This window comes from Bacillota bacterium (assembly GCA_012837335.1).
In the GTDB taxonomy this organism is placed as follows: Bacteria; Bacillota; Limnochordia; order Darwinibacteriales; family DTU012; genus DTU012.
This window is the reverse complement of record DURM01000056.1, coordinates 1-21,081: the sequence shown is the minus strand read 5'-3', so window position 1 is coordinate 21,081 and position 21,081 is coordinate 1. Positions and strand designations below refer to the sequence as shown.

Sequence of the window (21,081 nt, the reverse complement as noted above, 5' to 3'; positions counted from 1 at the left end):
CCTTATGGACTGATAATCGGCCATTTGATCCTAACTATAAGTGGACAGCCGGTTCTACTAATTAGTGTGGAATTACTATGTGGTTGTCAAAGTGCACAATAACTATTGACTATTCATAGCACGTCTCAATTAGTTAAGTGGTGAAGCTGATCTGATCCTCACAAACCTCCTTCCTAAAAAGAATAAAGACCAGGTTCGTAGCTTCGCTGAGGCAGCTCTGAACCTGGTCTATCTCAAGGCAACTCCTTCGTTTCCCCTCGATCTACCTATTTTGTTTTGGGGCTATCTTGGGTTACCGGGTGGTCCATAACCATTACATGCATCCAGAAATCTTGTTCCGCTTCGACTAAAAATGATTGATGGATCACCTTCGCGCTGAGGAGCTTTTCAATATAGGGAACATTATCGCGGGCATGGAGTTTAGCCACATGCATTCGCGCCGCATTCACAATGTCTTTGCCTGGCAATGTTTTCAACAGGTATCTTTCCGGCTCGGTTAGAAAACCTTCTCCCCTAATAACTATAATATCTTCCCAAATAGTAACTCGGGTATGGTCCACCCCTTTTCCCAGTTTCTCTTTGAAATATTTCTCGATGTAAATCTTCAGCTCGTGCTGTTTTTTTCTTCGTGCCCGCTCATCAAATTTTTCGTGGCTCTGCAGCCTTGCCACTGCTGACATTTGTCTTTCTCCTTCCCGCCAGTGCCTCGCCATGGCTTTGAGGTGAATTTGCGAAGAAAAATAAAACCAGTATTTAAAGCTGAACGCGTCAGGAGCTTCAAACACTGGTTATTTATCGAGCAACCATACTGGTGTCTCTTTAAACCACCAAACGTGAAATAGTTTGTGTTTATTTTATCATAGTCCAAATTGTCTCGGTTGTCAATATCAAATGGGTTAGATGTAAAAGAATTGTTAGTTAATTCAGAAGGAGATCTCTTAACTCATCTATTGATGCGGCAATGGCTGTCGGCTCATGAACTTCGATTTCTGTAAACTCGCCATAACCATAGGTAACACCAATTACATCAATGCCGTTGGCCTTTGCGCCGATAATATCATATTTGCGGTCACCAACCATTACTTTTTCATGGGATTCGCCTCCAAGGCGCTCGATAGCAGTGGCGATTAGCTCGGCTTTGTTGGTACGCCTGCCATCCAAATAGCTGCCCACTACCAGATCCTTACGGAAAAAGTGATCAATTTCAAAGTATGCTAAAACCTGATGGGCATAAATCTCCGGTTTCGTAGTGGCCACAGCAAGACTCTTACCGGCTTTGGTCAGATCTTCAAGAAGCTCGGGAATGCCGGGATAAATCACATTTTGCAGTACTCCGTGGTCGTGGAAGTACGCCCGATAAATGCGGATTGCTTCTTTGGTTTTCTCTTCATCAAAGTTATAGAATTCCTGGAAGGAGTCTGCGAGTGGGGGACCGATGAACTTTCTCAGCACCTGAGGGTCACCATCAATACCGAACTGCTTCAGCGCGTATTTTAAGGAGTTAATTATGCCTTCTCCAGGGTCACTTAAGGTTCCGTCAAGATCAAACAAGATGTACTTGTATTCCTTCATGAAATCCTCCTATAAGTTATACTGTTCTAATATGCATATTATACTTAATTTGGTTGCGAATCAACCCTTCCCCTAAGCTTAATAATCTGATAGAATACAAATAGAAGATAAATCCTAATCTTCCCACCTACGGCGGATTAGGATTATTATAAAGCTGTGTTTGTGAAAAAAAGAGCAAGTTTATTTACAGCAGGTGTATTTGAAGGGAGAATCTCAGTGAAGCTGGCTGATATCATTCCGTTAATCGAACTGGAACCATTAGTGATTATTGATGCTCCGGATTATGAAATTGATACAGTCTGCGGCTGCGATTTAATGAGCGACGTTCTGGCATTTTCGCAAGAAAAGACCATGCTCCTTACGGGATTGACAAATCCCCAGGTAATTCGCACTGCAGAGATGACAGACCTCAAGTTTATTATCTTTGTCCGCGGCAAAAGACCGCCTCAGGAAACCATTGATTTGGCGCAAGAGAAGGGAATCAATCTCTATCTGTCGCCGCTGTCAATGTTTGAGTGCTGTGGGCGGCTGTATGAGGCGGGATTAGGTTCGGAAACAATGCGCAGTATTATGTAGGCGCGGAGGGATCAAATGCAGGAGCAGGTTCTTTTACAGAGCAAAATTGCAAAAGGGGATTTTGCCCGCGGCGGTGAGACCTCGAGCCGATTGAAAGATATCCTGAGGAAACTGGGTATTCGCTCGGACATCAGCCGGAGGGTCACGATTGTCACTTACGAAATGGAGATGAACATCATCATCCACTCGCTGGGAGGAGAAATAACCGTCTCTATTTCCTCCGAGCAGATTAAAGTGACAGCAGAGGACCAAGGTCCAGGAATTGAGGATTTGGAGAAGGCATTTCAGCCGGGCTATTCAACCGCCGATGATTACGTCCGGGATATGGGTTTTGGTGCCGGAATGGGCTTAAACAATATCCAGCACTACTCAGATCAGCTTGATGTTGAAACCGGCAAAGGCAGAAGTACCAAGTTTACCGCTATTATTAATTTATAATTTGGATGACTGCGGAACCGATGGGAGTGAAGCGCATGAAGAAACACTCAGTGCTTTTAAAGGAAGAACTATGCGAAGGGTGTACTAACTGTGTAAAAAACTGCCCTACTAAAGCAATCAGGGTGCGCAACGGTAAAGCCCGAATTCGGGACGAACTCTGCATTGACTGCGCTGAGTGCATAAGGATCTGCGCATATCATGCGAAATACTCGCTTACCGCAGGAATTGCAGATGTATCCGATTATCAGTATCCCATCGCGCTGATTCCGCCTAGTTTCTACGGCCAGTTTAAAGGAATTGATCCAGCCAAGATTAAAAATGCGGTTTATAGGCTCGGCTTCAAGGAAGTAATGGATGTGTCACTGGCTGCCGAAGCTTTGAGCAGAAAAACATCGGAATTTTTAGCTGCTAACCCTGGCGTTTTTATTTCTTCCTCTTGTCCGGTGGTAGTTAGGCTGATTAAAATTCTCTACCCTGAGCTTACCGAGCATTTGATTCCTTTTAAGGCTCCAGTTGATGCCATGGCAGAAAAGGCACGCAGCGATGCGGCTGCTAAAGGTGTTGAGCCTGATGAGATCGGTGTCTTTTTGATTACCCCCTGTCCCGGCAAAAATACTACCACCTTTGATCCGGTTGGCATTGAAAAAAGCCCCATTGATAAGACAATAGCCGTATCTCAGGTATATCAAGCGGTGCTCGCGGTTTTGGATAAGTGTCAAGATTTGGATGAGGAAAACCTTCCAGTCCCATATTTGGGTTTAGGGTGGGGTCAAAGCGGCGGCGAGGTCAAGCTTCTCAATGATCCAATCCAAAAGCGCAGTTTATCTGTTTCGGGCATCCACCGAGTCAAGGCTCTCTTAAATGAGCTTTCCCGCAATAATATTAAAGGCGTTAAGTACTTTGAACTGGCAGCCTGCGAGTACGGCTGTGTCGGCGGAGTTTTTAATGTTGTTAATCCATTTCAAGCCCGCTATGATCTGCGCCGACTGCGTGCGCAAGGGGAGCAGATGGTCCCGCAGGATGATGGCCGCTATCACTTTAAGCTCCCGGGAAAATTTGAACCGCTGCAGATCGGGCAGCTGGACAGCAATTTAAAGAGAGCTATGGAGAAATTGTCTCAGCTGGAGCAGGAGATAACTGTGTTACCGGGCTTGGACTGCGCTGCCTGCGGTGCTCCCGACTGCAAAACTCTAGCCGAAGACATTGTCACTGGGTTGGCGAGTCGGAGCGATTGTGTCTTTCTGCTGAGGAAACAGATGGGAGATTTAGCAGAAAAACTATCTGAATTGATTCATGAACTGCCTCCGGTGATGAAAAACCGCAATAAGCATGGTAAGGATAGGTGATCAGAGCAGTGAAAGTAAAAGATTTGGTTGACCAGCTCGGTTTGGAAGTGGTTTCTGGAATATTCGATAAGGATATTTCAGGAGTATATGTGGGGGATCTTCTCAGTAATGCGATGGCCAAAGCTCAAGCTGATAACCTGTGGATCACAATTCAGGGACACCAGAATGTTGTGGCTGTGGCCAGTTTAACGGATTTGGCTGCCGTAATTGTTGTAGAGAATTTTGAAATCGAAGCCGCTTCAGTGAAAAGAGCAGAGGAAAAGGAAGTAAATATTTTGCGGACACCCCTGACAGCGTATGAACTGAGCCGCAAGCTGATCGAGTTAGGGCTCTAGCCGGAAGTGGAGGCTGGTCAATGGAACCAAAACGCGGTTTAAGGTGCGATCTGCATATCCACAGCTGTTTATCGCCCTGCGCTCATATCTTAATGACTCCCGGTAATATTATCAAACAGGCGCTTAAGATTGGTTTAGATTGTATCGCCATTACTGATCATAACTCGGCTGGGAATATCCGGGTCGCTCTGGAATTAGCAGCGAAAAGCGGGCTCAAATTGATTCCGGGCATGGAAGTTGAGACCCGAGAGGAAGTGCATCTGCTCTGCTATTTTTCAGAGCTTGATGCCTTGTTTGAGTGGGAAAGCATCATCAAACCGCGCCTGCCTCATCTGCCGAACACTGAAGAACTCTTCGGATATCAGCTGCTCACGGATCTCAATGATCAGTATACTGCTAAAGAAGAACAGCTGCTGGCAGCAGCTGCGGATATTTCATTGACAGAAGCTGTGAAAACAATCACTGAACTTGGTGGTCTGGCAGTTCCGGCCCATGTTGATCGTCCTGTAAACAGTATTCTGACGCAGCTGGGTTTTATCCCACCTGGTGCTGGTATTAAGGTAATCGAAATCTCGCAGAACAGCGAGCCTGAAGTTTTTATGAATGCTCGTCCTGAACTGCGGCAGTACCAGTGGATGCAGGGTTCAGACAGCCATTATCTGGACTCTATTAGGGGTTTTGCTGTAGATGAAGCGATCCTGAAAATGCTGTCAGCAACATTGTGATGGAAATATCAAATTATCCTATTGACAAATAGAATGCCCCTAAGTATAATGAAGTAAAAGTATGTGAATTCACTAACAATCCCTGCTCACCGGGGGTTAATTTTATGTAAGGCTATGTTAAAATAATCACAATATAGTTAAGAGAAATAGAAAGGATGGGGAGCAAATGGCTTGCGTGTGTGGTCATGGAAAAGAAAGTTATGAAAAGTATCTCGCACCCTTAAAAGAGATCTTGAGTAGTTACGCTCCTGAGCAGCATAATTTGATTCCGATTCTCCAGGAAGCACAAGATCAGTATGGGTATCTTCCGCAAGACATATTAAGTGAAATCGCAGCAAACCTTGGACTGCCCTTAGCCAAAGTGTATGGAGTTGTGACTTTTTACACTCAGTTTCATCTTAAGCCGCGGGGCAAGAATATTATCAGGGTCTGCACCGGTACAGCTTGTCACGTAAGGGGCGGAGCTGAAGTTCTGAAAGCGATTGAAAAAGAATTGGATATTAAGAGTGGCGGCACAACAGATGATCTGGAGTTTACCTTAGAGACTGTAGCCTGCATTGGTGCCTGCGGACTGGCACCGGTAATCATGATTAATGACGATACTCACGGCCGGCTTACTCCTGAAAGTGTATCTGCTGTTCTGGAGCAGTACAAGGGCCGTACAATAGCTGCTGAAGCAGAACATGCCGACAGCAAGGCGACAGTTACCCAATAGCGAACGATTTGAGGTTGAGGTAAATATATGAGAGAGTTGTCCCTGCATATCCTGGATATCGCGCAGAATTCAATCGCTGCTTCTGCTTCTTTAGTCGGCATCAGCATCGATGAAAAACCAGCGGAGGACTTATTACGGATTATAATTACTGATAATGGTCGCGGCATTCCCCAAAGTATGCTGAAGCAGATAACTGATCCTTTTTATACGACGAGAAAGACCCGGGAAGTAGGACTGGGCCTTTCCCTTTTTGCCCAGGCTGCTCAAAGGGCCGGCGGAGACCTTGTTGTAAAGTCCACGGTCGGAGTAGGCACAGAGGTTACGGCAACTTTCATCTACCATCATTTGGATCGGGCGCCAATCGGCGATATAGCAGGAACACTCCATGGATTGATTCTTATGAATCCCGAGATTGACATTATCTATCAGCACACGTATGAGGATAGCATCTTTACCCTCGACACCAGAGATATAAAAGCTGAACTAGGTGGAGTTCCCATTAACCACCAAGCAGTTACAATGTGGTTGAGAAAATTCATAACCCAAGGATTAGAAGACCTTTATGGAGGTGAGTGATCTGTGAAATCACTAGAGGAATTGAGACAGTTAAGGGCAGAATTAGAAAAGGAAATATCTGCGCGCAACAGCTCCGGAAAACCAAAGATCGTCATCGGCATGGGCACATGTGGAATCGCTGCCGGTGCCAGAGATGTTCTCCAAGCTGTTCTTAAAGAGCTAGAAAAACGCAATTTAGATGTTATCACAACTCAAACCGGATGCATCGGCATGTGCGAGCAGGAACCTTTGATGGATGTTCAGCTGCCGGGCAAAGAACGCATCACCTACGGTAAATTAACCGCAAAAGATGCAGAGCGCATTATTGTTGAGCATATCATCAATGGCAATATAGTTGAAGACTTAGCCATTGCTCGTCATGAGGAAGGAGGAATATAGTCGTGAATCCAAAATTTTACCGCTCTCATGTCTTAATATGTACAGGAACAGGCTGTGTTTCCTCCGGTGCAGATAATATCAAGAATAGATTTGCAGCAAAGCTAGAGGAATCAGGCTTAGAAACTGAAGTTAAACTTGTCGAAACAGGATGTCACGGTTTCTGTGAAAAGGGTCCGATTGTAATTGTTTATCCGGAAGGGGTTTTCTACTGTCAGGTTAAAGCTGACGATATTGATGAGATCGTAGAAGAGCACCTCCTCAAGGGCAGAATAGTTGATAGATTGCTGTACACACAGCTGGGGACTGAAACCAAAATCCCAGCTTACAGTGAGATTGATTTCTATAAAAAGCAGCATCGAGTTGTGCTTGCAAACTGCGGTCGAATTAACCCAGAAAGCATCAAAGAGTACATCGCAGTTGGCGGTTATGAAGCCTGCGGTAAGGCATTAACTGAAATGACACCGGAAGAGGTTGTCGCTGAGGTTAAGGAGTCCGGTCTCCGCGGCCGCGGCGGCGCAGGTTTCCCAACTGGGCTGAAATGGGAGTTAACTAGAAAAACTCCAGGTGATAAAAAATACGTGATCTGTAATGCTGACGAAGGCGATCCCGGCGCTTTTATGGACCGGAGTCTGCTTGAGGGCGATCCCCATCGCATTATCGAAGGTATGATCATCGCTGGTTACGCCATCGGCGCTGACGAAGGTTATATCTATGTCCGGGCAGAGTATCCCCTAGCAATTCGCCGTTTAGAGATTGCTCTTGCTCAAGCCAGAGAGTACGGATTCTTGGGTAAGGATATCTTTGGCAGCGGTTTTAATTTCGAACTGAAAATTAAGAAAGGTGCCGGTGCTTTTGTGTGCGGTGAAGAAACCGCTCTGATGGCTTCAATTGAAGGCAAACGCGGCATGCCCCGCCCGAAACCGCCGTTTCCATCTGTATCCGGACTTTGGGGTAAACCAACGAATATCAACAACGTTGAAACTTTTGGTAACGTGCCCGAGATTATTCGTCGCGGTGCGGAAGCATTTAAGGGGATCGGAACTGAAACCTCAACCGGTACCAAAGTCTTTGCCTTAACCGGTAAGATCAACAACACCGGCTTGGTAGAAGTCCCAATGGGAATGAGCTTGAAAGAGATTATTTTCGACATCGGCGGGGGAGTAAGTAACGGTGCCGAACTGAAGGCTGTCCAGATCGGTGGACCTTCCGGTGGATGTATTCCCGCTGACCTGTTAGACCTGCCGATTGATTATGAATCGCTGCATCAAGCAGGAGCCATGATGGGCTCGGGCGGAATGGTTGTAATGGATAACAGCACCTGTATGGTGGATGTTGCCCGTTTCTTCCTCCAATTTACCCAGAGTGAATCATGCGGTAAGTGCACTCCTTGTCGCGAAGGAACTAAACGGATGCTGGAGATTTTAGACCGCATCTGTTCCGGTGAGGGCAGGGAAGGCGATATCGAACTTCTAGAAGAGTTGGGTGAGCATATTGTGAGCACTTCCCTCTGTCAATTGGGAGGTTCGGCTCCGAACCCTGTACTCAGTACACTTAAGTATTTCCGGGAAGAGTATGAAGCCCATATCAGGGACAAGCGCTGTCCTGCTAATGTCTGTGCTGGCATGAGCGCAGCTTATGTAATTGATGAGGGCAAATGTATCGGATGCACAGCTTGCGTAAGGGTTTGCCCGACCGGAGCAATCACCGGTGAACGCAAGAAACCGCATTCGATCAATCCTCAGCTTTGCATCAGCTGTGGAGCCTGTGCCGACAAATGCCCGGTCAAGGCAATTGCCCAGGGTTAAAAAGCAGGATTAGAAAGGAGTGTCGGTTGATGAGCAAGATCACCTTAACAATAGATGACCAAGTTGTAGAGGTCGAAGCGGGTACTACCATATTAGAAGCAGCTCGCCAAGTTGGGATTTCAATTCCTACCTTATGCTATCATCCTGATTTATCTCTGCACGGCTCCTGCCGTGTGTGCGTAGTCGAGGATATGAACACCCACCGGCTGCTGGCTTCATGTGTAGCGCCTGCTAATGATGGAATGAAAATCAGCACTCGCAGTGCAGCAGCCCGCAAGGCTCGGAAAATGAATGTTGAACTTCTGTTAGCTAATCATCCAAACGACTGCCTTGGCTGCGATCGCAGTGGCAGCTGCGAACTGCAGGACTTAACTTATAATCTCGGTATTACGCGGGAATCCGTCGAGAGATTTGATGGCGAAAAACGCAATTTGGAGCTTGATACACAGGGCGTTGCCTTAAAGCGCGATCCGAATAAATGCATTCTGTGCGGACGCTGCGTTAGGGTCTGCGAAGAAATTCAAGGCCTCGGTACTCTGGAGTTCACCGGCCGCGGTTTTGATTCGATTGTAACTACTGCTTTTGATCTGCCTCAAAGTGAAGTCAACTGCTCTAAATGCGGACAGTGCGCTGCTGTCTGTCCGGTTGGTGCTATCACTGAGGTTAACGATATTGATAGAGTCTGGGACGCGCTGGCAGATCCAGACAAGCATGTTGTAGTACAGACAGCTCCTACAATTCAAGTCAGCATTGGTGAGGAGTTTGGACTGGAACCGGGCACAGTTGTAACCGGTAAGCTGATTGCAGCTCTAAGACGCCTAGGTTTCAATAAAGTGTTCTCTACTGAGTTCACAGCTGACCTAACTATCCTGGAAGAGGGAAATGAGTTTATCAGTAGAATTAAGGGCAATAAAAACCTGCCCCATATTACATCCTGCTGTCCCGGCTGGGTGAAATATGCTGAGCAAAACTACTCAGATCTGCTCGATAACTTATCGACAGCTAAGTCTCCTCAGCAGATGTTCTCGACTATTACTAAAACTTACTATGCTGAGCAGACTAAGATTGATCCAAAGAATATCTTTACAGTATCGATCATGCCCTGTACGGCCAAGAAATTCGAGAGGGCACGTGAAGAACACCGCGACAGCGGATTCCAAGATACTGACGCAGTTCTCACCACCCGTGAGCTGGCTCGGATGATTAAAGAAGCCGGGATCGATTTCGTCAATTTAAAAGATGAAGAATATGATCAAATCATGGGTCACGCTACCGGTGCTGGCACCATCTTCGGTACAACCGGCGGTGTTACTGAAGCTGCTTTAAGAACTGTTAAAGAAGTGCTGACTGGTGAACCCTTGGAGAAACTGAATTTAGGAATCATGGGTGTCAGAGAAGCAGAAGTAGAAATTGGCGACCGCATCTATAAGATTGGTATTGTAAGCGGCTTAGCCAACGCAGCTAAAGTGCTGGATGAGGTGAGAGCAGGCAAGTGTGAATACGACTGGATTGAGGTCATGGCCTGCCCGCATGGTTGTGTAGGTGGCGGCGGACAGCCGATCCCCTCAACGCTGGAGACTAAGCAAAAACGCGCTCAAGGTCTGGCCAGCATTGATAAAACCAATACAATTCGCAAGTCCCACGAAAACCCGGATGTTATCAAGCTGTACGAGGAATATTTGGGTGAACCGCTGGGCGGCAAATCACATCATCTCCTGCATACAACGTATCGGAAACGCTAAACTTGAATTAACTGTGAGCAGCGGCAGGGCGAATGGAGGTTCTAACAATGAAAAAACAAATAGTGCCGATCTATGTGTTATCAGTTCTGGTGGTTCTATTCGGTGTAAGCTTTACTGTCGGTGGCGAGGTAGAAACGATTAAGATTCAGACCCCACCGACAGTGGGCGCCCTGCCCTTGTTCTGGATGCAGGAGCAGGGAGTAGCGGCTGACCTTTTTAAATTGGATCTAACAGTTTCCCCTGATCACCAGCGGGGATTAGCGCTGCTTTCTCAGAAGGATATTGAAATGCTGGTGACAGGAGTCAATGTAGGCGCCAAAGCTTATAACAAAGGGATCGATGTAAGGTTAGTGAATACTAATATTTGGGGGATCGATTATCTATTAACCAGCGGTTTTAAAGCTGAAAGCTGGTCCGATCTGAAAGGCAAGACCTTAAGCCTGCCCCTCATGGGCGGCCCCCTCGACTTTTTAGCAAGATACTTTTTGATCCATAATGGTGTCGATCCTGATGATGTTGAGTATGTTTATGCGCCGTCTGCCAACGCGGCAAAAAGCTTCCAACTAGGACAGCTCGATGCCATCGTTCTTCCTGAGCCAATGGTTACCATCACTCTCAATAATTATGATCAAGCGGTGCTGTCATTCGATCTTCAGGAAGAATGGGCTAAGCTCCACGACGGCGATAACCGGATTCCTTTTGTGGGCTTGTTTGTCAGGGGAGACTTTGCTCAGGATAATCCTGAGCTGATCGATGCTTTAAGTGCTTACTATCAGCAGGGGGTAGAATGGGTTAAAGCTAATCCAGCTGAGGCTGCCAAATTAGCGGAAAAGCACTTTGGTCAGCCAGCGGCAGTTGTGCAGAAATCATTCTCCCGGATCAACCTTAACGTTTACCCTGATGACGAGGCGCAGGGCTTGATCGAAGTTTATTTTAATGCTATCATGGAACTCTATCCAGAGATGATAGGTGGTAAGCTTCCCGATGAGCAATTCTACTTCCAATAAATTAAATCAAGCACTTAAGAAAGCCCTAATAAGCACTACTGGTATCTTGGTAGTGCTTATTTTGTGGCATACTTTATCCAAAAAGTATCATCCGCTGATCCTGCCGTCACCACAGGCAACTTGGACTGCCCTTATCAAGCTGTGGGATTCGGGGCAGCTGTGGATAAATATTGTAATAACCTTCCGCAGAACCTTTGTGGGTTACGCGGCTGCCCTTGGTTTTGGACTGATCACAGCTCTTATTCTTAAAGCAAGCCGTTTGCTGCAGGATCTGCTGCGGCCGATTATTACAGTAATCCAGATCATTCCCCCGGTGATTTGGGTAGTTTTGGCGGTAATCTGGTTTGGTATCTCAGCGGATTTGACTCCGGTGTTTTTAATCTTCATTGTGACTTTCCCGATTGTTTTTATCAACATCTTCTCGGGGCTGGAAAGTATTGATTTAAAGCTGGTAGAAATGGCTGTCTTTTATCGGTGTTCTAAGACCAAAGTAATTACAGAGATTTATTTCCCGGCATTGGTTCCCCACTTAGTTTCAGCAGTGAGTCTGGGTTTGTCTTTTGCTTGGAAGTCCACAATTTTTGCCGAGTTTGTAGGCAGCTCAAGCGGAATTGGCTTTGCACTCAGCATGGCTAACGCTAATCTGGAAACCGAGAAACTTTTTGCCTGGACAATTGTCTTGATTCTGATGATGCTGGTGTTTGAGTATGGTTTTTTGGTACCTTTAAACAAAAGAGTAACAAGGTGGAAGCAGCATGAATAAAAAGGCAGTATTGGAGCTTCGCAGTGTTTATAAGAGGTTTACAACCAGCGGAAATGAACTGAAGGTGCTGGAGAATATTTCACTATCCATCTATGCCGGTGAAATCGTCGCTTTAGTTGGTCCTTCCGGCTGCGGGAAAACTACCCTGCTCAATATAGCGGCAGATCTGCTGAAGCCCAATCAAGGGGATGTAGTCCAGCGGCAGAACTTAAGAACAGCTTATATCTTCCAAGAACCAAGACTGCTGCCGTGGAAAACGGCTGAAGCTAACATCAGCTTTGTACAGGATAGTTTCCTGCCACCAGAAGAAGCGGCGGTAGTTCGAGCCGATCTCTTGAGAAAAACTGGTCTAGCGCCATTCAGAGATGCCTTTCCAGCACAGCTAAGTGGCGGTATGAAGCAGAGGTTGGAGATTATCAGGGCGCTGTCAGTCAAACCTGAACTGCTTTTGATGGATGAACCGTTCAAGTCTTTAGATATTGATTTAAAATACCAGCTGCAGGAGCTGATTCTAGAGCAGCACGCCCAGGATCAGTTTGCGGTTCTTTTTATAACCCACGATCCGGAAGAAGCGGTAATGATGGCGGATCGGGTAATTCTGCTTACAGATAAACCAGCGCGAATTCATCGAGAAATAACCATCGAACAGCGGCGGCAGGAACGGAGCTTAAAAGATCAGAAAATTTATCACAAGTTGGAGGAAATCTTAGGATTTCTGCTTAAGAAAGATATTCAGCAGGCTTATTAAGGGGAGGGAACCTCTGATTATGACTAACAGAACCCAATGGGAGTACAAGACGCTTGAGTTTGACAGCAAAGGCTTTTCCGGTGGACTGGTTGATTTAACCAAACTTGATGAGTCGTTTAATTCTGCGGGAAGAGATGGGTGGGAGCTGGTCAATGTTTTTGCTACCACTCAGGCATATGGTTCAAGCCGAAAAGTGGTCGCTGTATTTAAAAGACCGCGTTAGAAAGGGAAACTAGGCTTGGGAGGCAGAGGATGAACCGTTCAAGGCAAATGCTTTATGTGATCTATGGAGACAACCCTTATGAAATGATTAATCAAGTTCTATCTGAGATTAAAATCGAAGATCTGATCGATCGCAATGCCCGCATCGGGATCAAACCTAATCTGGTGGTGGCAAAACCTGCCAGTTCCGGCGCAACTACCTCGGAGAAACTCTGCGAGGCAGTGATCGCATATCTTAAGGATCATGGATTTAATAACATCGTTATTCTAGAAGGTTCATGGATTGGCGACAGCACTGCTCGCGCGTTTAAGGTGTGCGGATACACTCAGCTTTCTGAAAAGTATGGCGTACCATTAATTGATCTGCAGCGAGATACCTATTCACCTGTGACTGTTGCTGGTATCAAGATTGATATCTGCGATGCAGTTAGGGATGTGGACTATTTAATTAACATGCCTGTTCTAAAAGGACACTGCCAAACCAAGATTACGTGCGCGCTTAAAAACCTAAAAGGATGCATCCCGAATTCGGAGAAGCGCCGTTTTCACCGCCTGGGGCTGCACCAGCCAATTGCGCTGCTGAATAAAGCGCTTAAAACTGATTTGGTTATCGTTGATGGTTTAGTCGGAGATTTAGATTTCGAAGAAGGCGGCAATCCGGTGCAGATGGATCGGATTATCGTGGGGACTGACCCAGTGTTGGTGGACTCCTACGCCGCAGAGCTACTGGGCTACAGCCCAGATGAAATTGACTACATCACCATGGCAGAAGAACTTGGGGTTGGCAGGCGCCTTGAAAACAGGGCGCAGGTCGTAGAGCTGAATTCTCACCAGCATACCAAACGGATTCCCCATTCCCGGGAGGTAGCGAAATTAGCCCAATATATTGATGAGCGAGATGCCTGCTCAGCCTGCTATGGGAGTGCCATTCACGCACTGGCGAGATTGGATGAGCAGGGACTGTTAAATCATCTTGATCGAAGGCTGGTTATTGGACAGGGCTATAAAGGCATGAAAGGCGATTCAGCCGTGGGGATCGGCAGCTGTACCCGTGGGTTTGCCCGCCATATTGATGGCTGTCCTCCAACAGCAAAATCGATAATAGCAATGTTAAAAGATACATTTTGATTGGACTAGAACTGCTGGAACTATCGTTTCCGCAGTTTTTATTTTACCAAAGTTTGTGATGGGTTTTAGCTGAGAGCACCAATAGAGCAGTAAATGTGGTATCATATAAAATAACAATTGCAGATCAGGAGAGTGAAAATGGATTTAGCAAGATTTCCAGTAACTGAGTCGCTGCACGGCAGCTGGCGCTTTGCATTAGATAAGGACGATGTTGGAGTTGAACAAAAGTGGTACAGCATGAGGCTGGGAGACACCATTGTGCTCCCCGGCATCCTGCAGGAGCAGGGCTATGGTGATGAGGTTACCGCAGGGACCGAGTGGGCAAGCAGTCTCCACGATCCATTATGGTATCTGCGGGATGAATATATCAAGTATGCTCAGCCCGGGAATATAAAAGTTCCTTTTTGGCTGCAGCCAAAGAAGCACTACCGAGGCGCTGCCTGGTATCAACGAGATATTGTAGTTCCTGAAAGTTGGCGGGGATCAAGAATATCATTAACACTGGAGCGAGTTAATTGGGTATCTTCAGTTTGGTTGGATGATCGAGAGCTTGGATCGAGCAACAGCTTGTCTGTACCCCACTACTACGATCTTGGTGTGGTGGAGCCGGGAACTTATACTCTAACAATTCGAGTGGATAATCGGCTGCAGATGGATGTTCGTCCCGATGGTCACAGTATGACTGATTCCATCGGCAGTACCTGGAACGGCATTATTGGCCGAATTGATCTGACTGCATCCAGTCCGGTGTGGATTAAGCAGGCGGATGTATATCCTGATATCAAGACGAAATCAGCGCTGGTACAGGTAGAGATCGGGAACAGTACAGGAAAAAGCGGTCAAGGAAAGCTGGTCTGTGGAGAGACTAGCCAGCCGATAAGGTGGGATGAATCAGGCGGCAGATTCGAGGTTTTGGTTAGCTTAGGCGATAACGCAGAGCTGTGGGATGAGTTTAATCCAAAACTCCATCAGTTTGTTTTGGAACTGCAGGGCGAAAGTATCTATGATGCCTGCAGTCTGACCATTGGCATCCGGGAACTTCGGACTGAGGGTACTCAGTTTGTACTTAACAACAGACCGGTTCATTTTAGGGGAACGCATGATGCGGGAGCATTTCCCCTCACGGGTTACCCTGCCATGGATGTGGAGGCATGGAAGCAAATTTTTCAAGTCTGCAAAGACCATGGACTCAACCATGTCCGGTATCATTCGTTTTGTCCGCCGAAGGCAGCCTTTATTGCCGCTGATCAGATCGGCATCTACCTTCAGGTTGAGTGTTCGATTTGGACCTGGCTGAATCCCGGTACAGAGGTAGAGGCGTGGTTGTACGAAGAAACAGAGCGGATTTTGAGGGAGTACGGCAATCATCCTTCGTTTGTGCTCCTGTCACACGGCAACGAACCGTTAGGCCTATGGAAAGAGGTTCTGCCTAACTGGCTTAAGCATTTCAAGGAAAAAGATTCCAGAAGGCTTTACTGCATGCAGACCGGCCGCCAGGATCGCCTCAATCCTGATGAGGATTACTACGAGCATTGGAACAACGAGTATCCTGAGCAGGATTATCTAGTAATGGGGCGCATTGGCTATGACCGCCTGCGGGGGCCCAGTGTATGGAACGGCTCGGATTTTCGCAGTGTAGTGGAAAGATTGAATGTGCCGGTACTCACCCATGAAATAGGGCAGTGGTGCTCTTTTCCCAAGCTAGATGATGTGGAAAAGTATACCGGCCATCTTCAAGCAAAAAACTATGAAATCTATCTTGATTTATTGAAAGAAAACGGGCTGCTGGATCAAGCTGAAGATTTTCTGCTTGCATCCGGAAAACTGCAGGCGCTCTGCTATAAAGAAGAAATTGAAGCTAATCTCCGCACACCGGGAATTGGCGGATTTCAGCTGCTGGATTTACGAGATTATCCCGGGCAGGGTACAGCTCTCGTTGGTGTTTTAAACGTATTTTGGGAATCCAAAGGCTATATCACAGCTGAAGAGTTTCGCCGTTTTTGCAGCGAAACCGTGCCCTTGGCTAGGTTTACATCACGGGTATTTACTACCGGCGATATTGTTAAGATTCCGATTGATGTTTACCATTACGGTGCGGAGCCTCTGAAGAACGCTAAGCTTACTTGGAAAGTACTGCGGCAGGACGGCACCACAGCCGCCGAGGGTGAGTTTCCAGTTCAGGACATTCCTCTTGGAAGCGGAATCCCGGTTAACGAAGTGGAACTAAGTTTTGCCGATTGGGAAGCGCCGGCTCAGTATAAACTGATGGTTTCGTTTGCAGATCTGCCCTATGAAAATGACTGGGCTTTCTGGGTATATCCAGATGATAAAAATGAGGTTGACTGCAGTGAAGTCTTTGTTACCGATTGCTTTGACGATACAGCTGCGGCAAAGCTCGAGGATGGGGAGAAAGTGCTTTATTTTGCTGCCCAGCAGCTTTCCTGGGAGCATCCGCCGTTTTCATTCTATCCGATTTTCTGGAACCGCTTGATGAATCCGGGCTGGCAGCGTTCCCTGGGAATTCTCTGTGACCCTGAACATCCGGCTTTGATAGAGTTTCCTACCGATTACCACGCGGATTTTCAGTGGAAGGACATTCTCAATCACCAATGCCGAGCAGTAGACTTGAATCTCCTCCATGATAAGTTAGAGCCAATTGTCTGGGGGATTGACGACTGGAACCGCAGTCTTAAACTCGGCTTGATTTTCGAATGCCGCGTAGGCAGTGGTAAACTGCTGATCTGCTCAGCCGATCTGCAGACCGATTTAGAATCCAGGCCTGGGGCTAAACAACTGCTCAAAAGCTTGATCCGCTATATGAACAGCGACAAGTTTAAACCTAAAGTTGAATTGTCTGTTCAGGATTTAGAGAAAATCTTATTTCCCACCCAGATTATGCCGGAGCTGGGCGCCCGCATCACTGCTGATGCTGAGGGTGAGCGCTTTGGTACTGCTGAGCGACTGATTGATGGGGATCCGAATACTTTTTGGATATCCGGTTGGCGGGATGATGCAAAGAGCCATCCCCACAGTCTTACCATCGAGTTTGAGCGGGAAGTTCCGATTGCAGGTCTAGTTGTAATGCAGACTCAGCACGACCGGCTCCGTCGCGGTCACATTAAGGATTACCGGATTGAGATGAGCAGCGATGGCCGCGAGTGGATTAACGTTAAAGAAAGCGCATTGAAATCGTCGTTCAAGGTGCAGAAAATCTATTTTGACAAAGTAACCAATGCTAAATACCTGAAATTTACTTCGTTAAGCGGGTTTGGAGGAGACAGAGTATCTGCTCTTGCGGAACTGGCAGTGATTTATGCCGGAAGAATTCACGGCAGAACTGGGCGCTATGGTTTTACAGAAGTAAGGACCGAATCTGTGGACATTGACGATCCAACAGCAGCAGGTAATTAAGGGAGCGGGATTCTGCTCCCTCTTTTTTATCATAAGATAGCTTTGAGAAACAGTGTAATTGTAACCACGGAAATCACGGTAGTGAGCGTAACAACTACCGCTGCGTAATCTTTTTCCTTGTCGAAACTGTGGGCAAAAATTGAGGTCATGGCTGAAGCAGGCATCGCCGTCATGATGATAACAGAATTTAATGCTACAGAGGTTATACCGGTATGCTGTGCCAGGAGATAGATAATTAAAGGTATCACTGCCAGCTTGCAGGCTGCTCCGTAGTATAAAGTCCAGTCGCGGGTGAAACTGCCAACTTTCGCTCCCGATAGGATCATGCCAATGATCAGCATTGATAAAGGTCCGGTCATGCTGCCGAGATTTCTGATGCTGACTAAGAGGGCATTGGGCAGCTTAATATCAAAAGCCATGATTAAGATTCCGGCGCATACTGCGAGAACTGATGGGTTAAGAAGGGTCTTCTTCAGCTCCCGGGGAAGGTTTTCTTTATTCAACGCACCCCGATAGATGATAATGCCATATGTCCAGACAAAGATGACGAAGAACAAATTGAAGACCGAACCATAGACGATGCCTTCAGGTCCATAAACAGCCTGGAGGACTGGAAACCCCACATAACCAGTATTGGGAAACACATTAGCGAAGTGGAGCACGGTTTTTTTATCGCCTTTTACCGGCTTGACAAGTAGATAAGAAATAACAATCATCAACAAGTAGGCTGTCAGGCTGTAATAGAATGTCTTGGCTATTTCTGATTTAATTTGATCGTCATATGAATAAATAAAGGAAGAAAGGATCATAGTGGGAAGGATAATTTGAATTAAAAGATTAACTAGAACAGTGCTCGCATCCTCGGCAATGATCTTTTTCCGAGCAGCATAAAAACCAACTGATATCATCAGAAAAAGCGATACAATACTTTCAAACACTGCAGTTGACGCCACAGCACTATCTCCTTTCAGCCTATGCCACTCATCCTATGCCGTGATCAAACAGAAAGTTACTCCTGCCGGTTATTGGATAAATTAAAGGAATGGAGTAAGAAGAATGCTGATCACATGTTTCTTAGCTCTGTTTGCTGTTCCACTGCTGTTCTGGTACTTTGCCTTTAAAGAGGATGTTGAAATTAACTGGAAGCCTATCATAGTAAGCAGTTTGATTGTGCTTGCTTATTTTGTAATCACTGCAATTCTCCATAAAACTGGCATAATTCCTCTGAACAGCCTGCAGCTTACCCTGCAGTATTGGCCTTTACTGCTTCTTGCTGTCGGCATATTTAAAACTCTACCTACCAAGCACCATAACCTCCAGATTGGTGTGCTTTGCCTAGGAATATTTATATTTTTCCTACCGGGTTTTGAGCGATTTTGGTGTGACGGGTTAAAATCAAGTTACTTCGGACATGGTCTGCTCTATTTCGGATTTAAACGGCTGCCGTATATTGTGCTGGCTTTTGTACTTATTTGTGTGTGGCTGGAAGCGAAAAGAAATGTGAGAAGGAAGGGGTAAACGATAATGACTGAACTCCTGAGTATCCTGAAGGACCGGTTTGAAAAGCATATGGAGCGCCACACCGGGATCAAATGGGAAGAAGTGGAGGCGAAGCTGAAGGCAAGCAGGGAAATCCTGCAGTCCCTGAAAGAAATGGAGCGAACCGGGGGTGAGCCGGATGTTGTGGAATTTAAGGACAAACCCGGAGAGATTCTTTTTGTAGACTGCTCGCCCGAGAGTCCAATCGGACGCAGGAGCCTCTGCTATGACCAGAAAGCGCGCTTGTCTAGGAAAAAGAATCCTCCTGAAGGCAGTGCACTGGAACTGGCAGCAGCGATGGGAATTGAAATACTAACTGAAGAGCAGTACCGCTACCTGCAGACATTAGGCGCTTTTGATTTAAAGACATCCAGCTGGATAAAGACACCAGAAAAGATTAGAAAACTTGGTGGAGCGCTGTTCTGCGATCGCCGCTACGACACGGTATTTGTCTTTCACAATGAGGCTGACTCGTACTACAGCTCCAGAGGTTTTCGCGGATTGTTGAGGGTATAATCGAAGGTAACAAAACATTTCCGCATCAATTGCTGTTTCCTCTAGATTGGAAGGGTCGACTTGTAAAAGGATCAGAAAACGGAGCACCACTTGGTACTCCGTTTTTCCATGCTCATTTATTTACAAAGTGCTTTCGCAACCGCGGCAGCTTTATCGAAGTCTTCTTGTTCCGGATTCCACTGGCAGCGGATTTCCGGTTCAACTACTTCAAATCCAGCATCCGCGAGTCTTTCCCGCAGGATCTTAGTAGATTCACCGCTCCAGCCGTAGCAGCCAAACACGGCAGCTTTTTTGTTTCTAAACTTCAAGTCTTTCAAGAAGCTGAGCCAGCCACTTACAGAGGAGAGGACATTCTGACCGGCTGTGGGGGATCCGACTGCGATTGCTTTAGACTTAAACACTTCTGTCATAATATCGTTTTTATCATCTTTAGAGATGTTAAAGACTTTAACCGCAGTATCCGGTGCTAACCGATCGATCTCACTGGCGATGCGGTGAGCCAGCTTTTTAGTTCCGTCCCACATCGTGTCGTAAATAACGGTAATCTGGTTTTCTTGGTAATCCTGCGACCACTCGTAGTATTTCTCCACAATCTGCATCGGGTTGTCCCGCCAGATTGCGCCATGACTGGTGGCAATGATATCGATCGGCAGGTTTAGAGCTTTAATCTCTTCAATTTTTCTCTTTACCAAAGCTGAATATGGGTTCAAGATGTTGGCGTAGTACTTCATTGCTTCCATCCATAAGAGACATTGATCAGCTCGGTCGGCAAACAACTCTTCGACAGCAAAGTGCTGGCCGAAAGCATCATTGGAGAAGAGGATATTATCTTCAGTTAAATATGTTGCCATACTGTCAGGCCAGTGCAGCATCCGCATTTCGACAAAGAACAGTTTCTTGCCGCTGCCGATGTCGATCGAGTCGCCGGTTTTCACCACATTGAAGTTCCATTCCGGATGGTGGTACTGGCCAACCAGAGACTTTACAGCATTGGCTGTGCAGTAAATAGGGGTATCCGGGATTCGTTCCATCAAGGCGGGCAGGGCGCCGCTGTGGTCAACTTCACCGTGATTGATCACGATCATATCGATTTCGTTCAGATTAATTTCACTTGCTAGGTTTTCGATGAACTCATTTGAATGGGGAAGCCACACTGTGTCAATGAGAACGGTTTTCTCTTCCTGGATTAAGTAAGCGTTCTGACTGGAACCATGATTGATGGAATAATCATCGCCGTGGAAAGTATCAAGTTCCCAATCAATCTTACCTACCCAATAAACATTATTTTTAATAAGTTTTTTCATCGTCTTCCTCCTTATGATCTTGCGGACTGCTGCAGACTCAATTCACCAATAGTATACGGGAGAATTCATTAATATCCTTTGAAAAGATAAAAATTTGCTAGGCTTCTGCCCTGTGATAGAACACCTTGCCAATTAGAGTAGGATAGGATATAATTACAATGTTTGCAATAAAATGGTTTATAATATATTGGATGAGGAGATTGAGGTAAAATTGACGTGGTATACAGCTGCACTT

At 46.3% G+C, this 21,081-nt stretch carries 22 protein-coding genes; 18 read left to right on the top strand and 4 right to left on the bottom strand.

Annotated features, from left to right (window positions below):
• Nucleotides 1-266 precede the first annotated feature (266 nt).
• Both GX019_07750 and GX019_07745 read right to left on the bottom strand, forming a co-directional pair.
• Nucleotides 267-680: a DUF2294 domain-containing protein gene (locus GX019_07750; GenBank protein ID HHT37059.1), complete on the bottom strand. Its 414-nt coding sequence runs from the start codon at nucleotides 678-680 to the stop codon at nucleotides 267-269.
• A 238-nt stretch (nucleotides 681-918) separates the two neighbouring features.
• Complete coding sequence (locus GX019_07745; protein HHT37058.1) at nucleotides 919-1,572, bottom strand: HAD hydrolase-like protein; 654 nt, start codon at nucleotides 1,570-1,572, stop codon at nucleotides 919-921.
• A gap of 216 nt (nucleotides 1,573-1,788) precedes the next feature.
• Here GX019_07745 and GX019_07740 point away from each other — a divergent pair, with 216 nt between their 5' ends.
• The 16 genes from GX019_07740 to GX019_07665 all read left to right on the top strand — a co-directional run bounded on the left by GX019_07740 (nucleotide 1,789) and on the right by GX019_07665 (nucleotide 17,487).
• On the top strand, nucleotides 1,789-2,148 hold the full coding sequence (locus GX019_07740) for a hypothetical protein (GenBank protein HHT37057.1): 360 nt from the start codon (nucleotides 1,789-1,791) through the stop codon (nucleotides 2,146-2,148).
• A 15-nt stretch (nucleotides 2,149-2,163) separates the two neighbouring features.
• Nucleotides 2,164-2,586 (top strand): anti-sigma regulatory factor, encoded by a 423-nt coding sequence (locus GX019_07735; protein HHT37056.1) that lies wholly within the window; start codon nucleotides 2,164-2,166, stop codon nucleotides 2,584-2,586.
• 35 nt (nucleotides 2,587-2,621) lie between these two features.
• Complete coding sequence (locus GX019_07730) at nucleotides 2,622-3,932, top strand: 4Fe-4S dicluster domain-containing protein (GenBank protein ID HHT37055.1); 1,311 nt, start codon at nucleotides 2,622-2,624, stop codon at nucleotides 3,930-3,932.
• A gap of 8 nt (nucleotides 3,933-3,940) precedes the next feature.
• The gene (locus tag GX019_07725; GenBank protein ID HHT37054.1) at nucleotides 3,941-4,267 is read left to right on the top strand and encodes a serine kinase; all 327 of its coding nucleotides are present in this window, start codon (nucleotides 3,941-3,943) and stop codon (nucleotides 4,265-4,267) included.
• Nucleotides 4,268-4,287: 20 nt separating this feature from the next.
• Nucleotides 4,288-4,992, top strand: a complete 705-nt coding sequence (locus GX019_07720; GenBank protein ID HHT37053.1) for a PHP domain-containing protein — start codon at nucleotides 4,288-4,290, stop codon at nucleotides 4,990-4,992.
• Nucleotides 4,993-5,158: 166 nt separating this feature from the next.
• Nucleotides 5,159-5,707 (top strand): NADH-quinone oxidoreductase subunit NuoE, encoded by a 549-nt coding sequence (nuoE, locus tag GX019_07715; GenBank protein HHT37052.1) that lies wholly within the window; start codon nucleotides 5,159-5,161, stop codon nucleotides 5,705-5,707.
• A 27-nt stretch (nucleotides 5,708-5,734) separates the two neighbouring features.
• Nucleotides 5,735-6,283, top strand: a complete 549-nt coding sequence (locus GX019_07710) for an ATP-binding protein (protein HHT37051.1) — start codon at nucleotides 5,735-5,737, stop codon at nucleotides 6,281-6,283.
• Between the two features lie 3 nt (nucleotides 6,284-6,286).
• On the top strand, nucleotides 6,287-6,661 hold the full coding sequence (locus GX019_07705; GenBank protein ID HHT37050.1) for a (2Fe-2S) ferredoxin domain-containing protein: 375 nt from the start codon (nucleotides 6,287-6,289) through the stop codon (nucleotides 6,659-6,661).
• 2 nt (nucleotides 6,662-6,663) lie between these two features.
• Nucleotides 6,664-8,466 (top strand): NADH-quinone oxidoreductase subunit NuoF, encoded by a 1,803-nt coding sequence (gene nuoF, locus GX019_07700; protein HHT37049.1) that lies wholly within the window; start codon nucleotides 6,664-6,666, stop codon nucleotides 8,464-8,466.
• A gap of 29 nt (nucleotides 8,467-8,495) precedes the next feature.
• Nucleotides 8,496-10,208 (top strand): 2Fe-2S iron-sulfur cluster binding domain-containing protein, encoded by a 1,713-nt coding sequence (locus GX019_07695; protein ID HHT37048.1) that lies wholly within the window; start codon nucleotides 8,496-8,498, stop codon nucleotides 10,206-10,208.
• A 32-nt stretch (nucleotides 10,209-10,240) separates the two neighbouring features.
• The gene (locus GX019_07690; protein ID HHT37047.1) at nucleotides 10,241-11,215 is read left to right on the top strand and encodes an ABC transporter substrate-binding protein; all 975 of its coding nucleotides are present in this window, start codon (nucleotides 10,241-10,243) and stop codon (nucleotides 11,213-11,215) included.
• Complete coding sequence (locus GX019_07685) at nucleotides 11,193-11,978, top strand: ABC transporter permease (protein HHT37046.1); 786 nt, start codon at nucleotides 11,193-11,195, stop codon at nucleotides 11,976-11,978. The genes GX019_07690 and GX019_07685 overlap by 23 nt, the downstream gene beginning before the upstream one ends.
• Nucleotides 11,971-12,726 carry an ABC transporter ATP-binding protein gene (locus tag GX019_07680; GenBank protein ID HHT37045.1) on the top strand — a complete coding sequence of 252 codons (756 nt, stop codon included), beginning with the start codon at nucleotides 11,971-11,973 and terminating at the stop codon, nucleotides 12,724-12,726. Before GX019_07685 ends, GX019_07680 begins: the two co-directional genes overlap by 8 nt.
• Before the next feature lie 19 nt (nucleotides 12,727-12,745).
• Nucleotides 12,746-12,949, top strand: a complete 204-nt coding sequence (locus GX019_07675) for a DUF4177 domain-containing protein (protein HHT37044.1) — start codon at nucleotides 12,746-12,748, stop codon at nucleotides 12,947-12,949.
• A gap of 29 nt (nucleotides 12,950-12,978) precedes the next feature.
• Nucleotides 12,979-14,076: a DUF362 domain-containing protein gene (locus GX019_07670; protein ID HHT37043.1), complete on the top strand. Its 1,098-nt coding sequence runs from the start codon at nucleotides 12,979-12,981 to the stop codon at nucleotides 14,074-14,076.
• 138 nt (nucleotides 14,077-14,214) lie between these two features.
• Nucleotides 14,215-17,487 carry a hypothetical protein gene (locus tag GX019_07665; GenBank protein ID HHT37042.1) on the top strand — a complete coding sequence of 1,091 codons (3,273 nt, stop codon included), beginning with the start codon at nucleotides 14,215-14,217 and terminating at the stop codon, nucleotides 17,485-17,487.
• A 29-nt stretch (nucleotides 17,488-17,516) separates the two neighbouring features.
• On the opposite strand, the gene GX019_07660 is transcribed toward GX019_07665, so the two are convergent.
• Complete coding sequence (locus GX019_07660) at nucleotides 17,517-18,395, bottom strand: AEC family transporter (GenBank protein HHT37041.1); 879 nt, start codon at nucleotides 18,393-18,395, stop codon at nucleotides 17,517-17,519.
• A 148-nt stretch (nucleotides 18,396-18,543) separates the two neighbouring features.
• On the opposite strand from GX019_07660, the gene GX019_07655 reads away from it, so the two are divergent.
• Nucleotides 18,544-19,005: a hypothetical protein gene (locus GX019_07655; GenBank protein HHT37040.1), complete on the top strand. Its 462-nt coding sequence runs from the start codon at nucleotides 18,544-18,546 to the stop codon at nucleotides 19,003-19,005.
• Nucleotides 19,006-19,011: 6 nt separating this feature from the next.
• A complete protein-coding gene (locus GX019_07650) occupies nucleotides 19,012-19,542 on the top strand; it encodes a DUF4256 domain-containing protein (GenBank protein HHT37039.1) in 531 nt (176 codons plus the stop codon).
• 116 nt (nucleotides 19,543-19,658) lie between these two features.
• Here the strand turns inward: GX019_07650 and GX019_07645 are convergent, their stop codons facing one another.
• Nucleotides 19,659-20,846, bottom strand: a complete 1,188-nt coding sequence (locus GX019_07645; GenBank protein HHT37038.1) for an MBL fold metallo-hydrolase — start codon at nucleotides 20,844-20,846, stop codon at nucleotides 19,659-19,661.
• Nucleotides 20,847-21,081 lie beyond the last annotated feature (235 nt).